Source organism: Mesorhizobium sp. M7A.F.Ca.US.005.03.2.1 (assembly GCF_003997795.1).
GTDB lineage: Bacteria > Pseudomonadota > Alphaproteobacteria > Rhizobiales > Rhizobiaceae > Mesorhizobium > Mesorhizobium ciceri.
Window position 1 is genome coordinate 1 of the sequence record NZ_RZRP01001364.1, and the last position, 978, is coordinate 978.

Annotated in this window: 1 protein-coding gene; it reads left to right on the top strand. The window is 64.6% G+C overall.

The features are described from left to right. A partial coding sequence (locus EN991_RS41470; RefSeq protein ID WP_127370609.1) for a dihydroneopterin aldolase occupies positions 1-978 on the top strand: 978 nt, incomplete at both ends.

Consider the following 978-nt stretch of genomic DNA (forward strand, 5'->3'; position numbering starts at 1 on the left):
GCTTCGAGCATGGCCATACTCAAAAAGTGCGCTTTGATGTGATCGCCGACGTGCTGCAAATCACCGACCATCCCGAGGACATGCGCCATGTGTTCTCCTACGACATCATCATGGACGGCATTCGCACCATCGTCGCGCGGGGCCATATCCAGCTCAGCGAGGCTTTGGCCGAGCAGGTGGCAGCGCACGTGCTGGAGAACCAGCGTGTCGTGCGCGTCACGGTTAGGGTCGAAAAGCTCGAGCTCGGCCCTGGCGGCGTCGGCGTTGAGATCGAACGCAAGCGCCAATCGGCGGGACGCGGTGCTGCCTCCGGCATTGCTGGCCGAAAAGACCGAAGCGTTGTTTTCCGGCCGCGCCAGGAGCGCCCCGAAATGCTTCGACGGGCCATCGTCAAGCTTGGCGGCAGCACGGCCCATGCGGCGGAGATGAAGAGCTGGATCGCAGCGCTGGCGGGTTCCAGGCTGCCGATCGTCATCGTGCCCGGCGGCGGGCTCTTTGCCGATCATGTGCGCGAGACGCAGACCAGCATGGAGTTTTCCGACACCGCCGCTCATGCCATGGCGATCCTGGCCATGGAGCAGTTCGGCCATGTCATCCTCGACCGGGACGAAAGGCTGGCGCCGGCACGGTCGCTGGACGAGATCGGGCGAGTGTTGGAGGCGGGGAAGATTCCGGTGTGGCTGCCGTCGTCACTGGCACTGGCGGCGCTGGATGTTCCGGCCTCCTGGGACATTACCTCCGATTCTCTGTCCGCCTGGCTTGCCGGCAAGCTTGGCGCAAACGCGCTGTTGCTTGTCAAGCAGACCGGTGCATTCTTCGACAGCGATACCGCTGACAGCCTGAGGGCCCGAGGCATTGTCGACCCAGGCTTTGCCGCCATGCTGCCCGACGGCATCGATTTCCATCTCGCCGGTCCGAAGGATGCTGCCGGGGCCGGCGCGATGCTCGCGTCGGGCAAGCTGCCCGGCATCCGGATAG